Source organism: Candidatus Eremiobacteraceae bacterium, from assembly GCA_035710745.1.
Lineage (GTDB): Bacteria > Vulcanimicrobiota > Vulcanimicrobiia > Eremiobacterales > Eremiobacteraceae > JANWLL01.
Window position 1 is genome coordinate 1 of record DASTCX010000008.1, and the last position, 3,933, is coordinate 3,933.

Consider the following 3,933-nt stretch of genomic DNA (forward strand, 5'->3'; position numbering starts at 1 on the left):
TGCACTCAGTAAGTTGTAGCGGTCGAGCTTTAGCTCGACCGCCGCGGCCTGCGCATTGCGAGGCCGTCACCGGTCGAGATAAATCTCGACCGCTCTCCTACAATAGACGCGGTGATGTCGTCTCCGGCGGCAGTGTTTCGCCAAGCCGCGCGAGGATCGCCCGCACGGTTGCCGGCGAATGCCCCTGGTAGTGGTTGTTCGCGTAGCCGTAGATGTCGCGAACGCCGCGCCGCAGCGCGCGGATCAATCGCTCCCAACCATCGAGCGACGACGTCCGCTCCAGCTGGACGCGGTCGTACTTCGTGAGCGAACGATCGCCGAGCCACCGGATGTAGGCGAAATCGACCGGCGGCCGCGCCACCGCTTCTTCGACGATCCGCGCGGCGAGCTCCATGCTCGCATACATCCCCTCGGTGACCGCGAGTGCGAACGAGTTCTCACGCGCAAGCCCGAACAGTGTGTCGTCGTACCAGCGTTCGTCGCGTAGCTCGAGCGCGACGGGCATGTCGCGTGGCAGCTGCGCGCGCAGAAACCCGAAAAGCGCATCGCGATTATCGTCGGAGGGGTCGAAGTCGGGCGGACACTGTATGAGAATCGCACCGAGCTTCGGACCGAGCAGACGGACGCGATCGACGAACTCAAGAAACTGCGGCTCGGCGTCGCGGAATCGCCTGACATGCGTGACTTCGCTCGGCACCTTGAGCGAAAAGCGGAATCCCTCGGGGCTGCGCTTGCGCCAACCCTCGACCGTCCGCGCGTCGGGCGTCGCGTAGTACGACGAGTCGACCTCGACCGTGTCGAAGACGCGGCCGTACTCGGCGAGCATCGTCAGTCCGTCGGTGCCTGGCGGATAGAACGTGCCGACCCAATCCTTGTACAGCCAGCCCTGGCCGCCGAACCACAGCCGCGCCTGCGTGCCTGATCCCACGGGCGCGTGTCCGCTGCGCGGGATTTCTTTCCCTCGTTTAGCAACTGGGCGATCGTGAGCCGCTCCTCCGCGAACGTCGATCCCCGTCGCGTCGCCGCCATCCGCCGCGCGATCTTGCGTTGGTATCGCGCGCACGGCCGCGACCTCGCGTGGCGCCGGACGACCGATCCGTATGCGATCCTCGTGTCTGAAGTCATGCTGCAGCAGACTCAAGTCGATCGCGTCGAGCCTCGTTACCGAGCCTTCCTGCGTCGCTTCCCGACGTTTCGAACGCTCGCCGATGCGCCGCTCGGCGATGTTCTGCGCGAATGGTCGGGCCTCGGCTACAACGGGCGCGCGAAACGCCTCTGGGAGTGTGCCCGCGCGGTCGTCCGTGAGCATCGCGGCAGAATGCCGCGCGAGATAGATACTTTGAAGCGCATGCCGGGAATCGGCGCGTACACGGCCGGGGCTGTGGCGACCTTCGCGTTCGGTGCGCGCGCCGCGTGCGTCGACGTGAACGTCGGCCGCGTCCTCGCGCGATCGATCGACGGCGTCGATCGCGTCACCTCGGCCCGCGCTTGGGAGCTGGCGGAATCGGCGCTGCCCCGCGGACCATCGGCCTCGTGGACGCACGCACTTATGGATGTCGGCTCGACGTTCTGCCGCGCCGCACCGCGTTGCGCCGAATGTCCGGTCCGCACATCATGTCGCTTCGTCGCCGTCGGCGCGCAACGGTCGCCGCGCAGTACTACGACTCGCAAGGAGCGCTTCTCGAAGTCGAGGCGATATTTCCGCGGGCTCGTCGTCAAAGCGCTGACGCGAACGCCTAGCTTGAGCTGTTTGAAGCTCGGTGAGCAGGTGAAGGCGGGATTTAAAAAAAGCGACCTGCCGTGGCTCAACGAACTCCTCGAGGGACTGCACCGCGACGGCCTCGTCGCGATCGATCGCCGGCACAAGACGGTGCGTCTGCCCTGACGCTCGCCGAGCGTCGCAAAGCGATCATCGAGAGGCTCGCCGCGACGTATGCCGAGGCGAAGACCGCACTTCACTACGACAGCACGTATCAGCTGCTCGTCGCGGTGATATTGTCCGCGCAGTGCACCGACGCGCGCGTGAACATGGTCACGCCGGCACTATTCGAACGATACCCCGATGTGGGATCGATGGCGCACGCGAAGATCAAAGAACTCGAAAAGTTTATCAAGACCTGCGGGCTCTTCTCGACGAAGGCGAAGAACATCGTCGGCGCGTCGAAGATGATCGTCGACCGCTTCAACGGCGAAGTGCCGTCGACCATGGAGGAGCTGCTCGAGCTACCCGGCGTCGGCCGGAAGACCGCGAACGTCGTCCTTTCGGTCGCATTCGAACAAGATGCGATCGCCGTCGACACGCACGTCTTCCGCGTCGCCAACCGTCTCGGACTCGTTCGCGCCAAGACGCCCCACGATGTTGAAAAGCAGCTCATGCGCGTCGTGCCGAAAGATCAATGGTCGGATGCCCATCACTGGCTCATCCACCACGGACGCGAGATCTGTTTCGCACGCAATCCGAATTGCCGAGGCTGTCCGCTCGTCGACCTCTGCCCGAGCGCCAAGCGCTTTCTTGCGCGGCGATGAGGGATTGCGCGATCAGCGACGATCGATGATCTTGCGGATCTCCGCGAACACTGCGTCGACTTCTTCGCGCTCGTTGTAGAAATGCGGCGCGATCCGGATGCCTGAGCCCGGGCGATAGTCGACGATGAACTTGCGACGGATCAGCTCGTCGCACGCCTCTTTCGAGCCCGGGAATTCGACCGTGACGTGGCCGCCGCGGACGCTGCTGTCAAGCGGCGAGTTGATCTTCAGCCCTTCTTCTTGCGCGCGTTCGATCGCGAACGTCGTGAACTCGATGTGCCGTTTGCGGATATTCTCGACGCCGACGTCGTTGATGATCTCCGCGCCCGATAGGCCCGCGTAGACGGCGGGAACATTCGGCGTGCCGCCGGCGTAGCGCCAGATGTCGTCGCGCATGTCGAGCCCCGACATGTCGAAATCGAACGGCCGCTTGTGCGAGAACCACCCGACCATCCGCGGCACGAGTTTCGAAATCATGTCGGGTCGCACGTACAAAAAGCAATTACCCGGCCCGCCGCAGCCCCATTTCAAGAGGCCACCGACCGCCGCGTCGACGTTCAGCGCGCGCACGTCGACCGGCACCGACCCAACCGATTGGAAGATATCAAGAAAGACCATCGCGCCGACGCGATGCGCTTTCTCGACGATCGCCTTAGCGTCTTGGATGTACGCCGAGCGGAAGATGACGTGCGAGATCGGCACGACGAGCGTTTGCTCGTCGATCGCATCGCACATGGCTTGCGTGTCGACGTGGATGCCGTCGGCGCTTTTGACCAGATGGACGCGCGCTCCGCGCGATTCCTGAGCGAGCCAGTTATAGTGGATCGTCGGGAAGTTGAGATCGTCGTAGACGATCTTGTGGCGCTTGCCGGAGAAGTCGAGCGCGCTGATGAGGATCGACTCGGCGATCGAGACGTTTTGGATCATGAAGACTTCGTTCGGCCCGGCCCCGATGATCTTCGCGACGAGATCGCCGAGCTGACCGACGAGCGGCAGCCACTTCTCCCAAGCGACGACGCCTTGGGTCGCCCAATCGTCGGCGTACTCGTTCAATCGGTCGCGAGTCCGCGCGGGCATCGCGCCGAGCGAATTGCTGATGAGGTACGTCCGGTCGCGGAGGATCGGGAACTCGCCACGGCGTGCGAGCAGCGGGTCGACGGTCTTCATGTGGCTGTATTAACTCGTTAAGTTCGAGCGCCCTACCGCGGGTGGGAAGGTCGCGGCGATCGACCGTAAAGGTCGACCGCTCCATCTAAACTGCAGGGTCGCGGCGGTCGAGATGAATCTCGACCGCTTGTATGTTAGCGGAGCCGGAGTATTTCCGGCGTATGCCTCCCTCACGCTGAGGGCAGCACGGGAGGGGAGTTTCGTCGACCGCTTTGGCGTCGAGCCTGCGAGGGAGATCGA

General features: G+C 63.8%; 4 protein-coding genes. 2 read left to right on the forward strand and 2 right to left on the reverse strand.

Features of this window, described 5'->3' with window-relative positions; genetic code table 11:
• Positions 1-97: 97 nt before the first annotated feature.
• Entirely contained in the window at positions 98-928 is an 831-nt protein-coding gene (locus tag VFO25_03745; protein HET9342020.1) for a DUF72 domain-containing protein, read from the reverse strand.
• Between the two features lie 54 nt (positions 929-982).
• Between VFO25_03745 and VFO25_03750 the strand changes: the two genes are divergently transcribed.
• Entirely contained in the window at positions 983-1,885 is a 903-nt protein-coding gene (locus tag VFO25_03750; protein ID HET9342021.1) for an A/G-specific adenine glycosylase, read from the forward strand.
• Positions 1,801-2,526, forward strand: coding sequence for an endonuclease III (nth, locus tag VFO25_03755; protein ID HET9342022.1), 726 nt, complete (start codon positions 1,801-1,803; stop codon positions 2,524-2,526). Before VFO25_03750 ends, nth begins: the two co-directional genes overlap by 85 nt.
• Before the next feature lie 12 nt (positions 2,527-2,538).
• Here the strand turns inward: nth and VFO25_03760 are convergent, their stop codons facing one another.
• The gene (locus tag VFO25_03760; GenBank protein ID HET9342023.1) at positions 2,539-3,693 is read right to left on the reverse strand and encodes an aminotransferase class V-fold PLP-dependent enzyme; all 1,155 of its coding nucleotides are present in this window, start codon (positions 3,691-3,693) and stop codon (positions 2,539-2,541) included.
• Positions 3,694-3,933 lie beyond the last annotated feature (240 nt).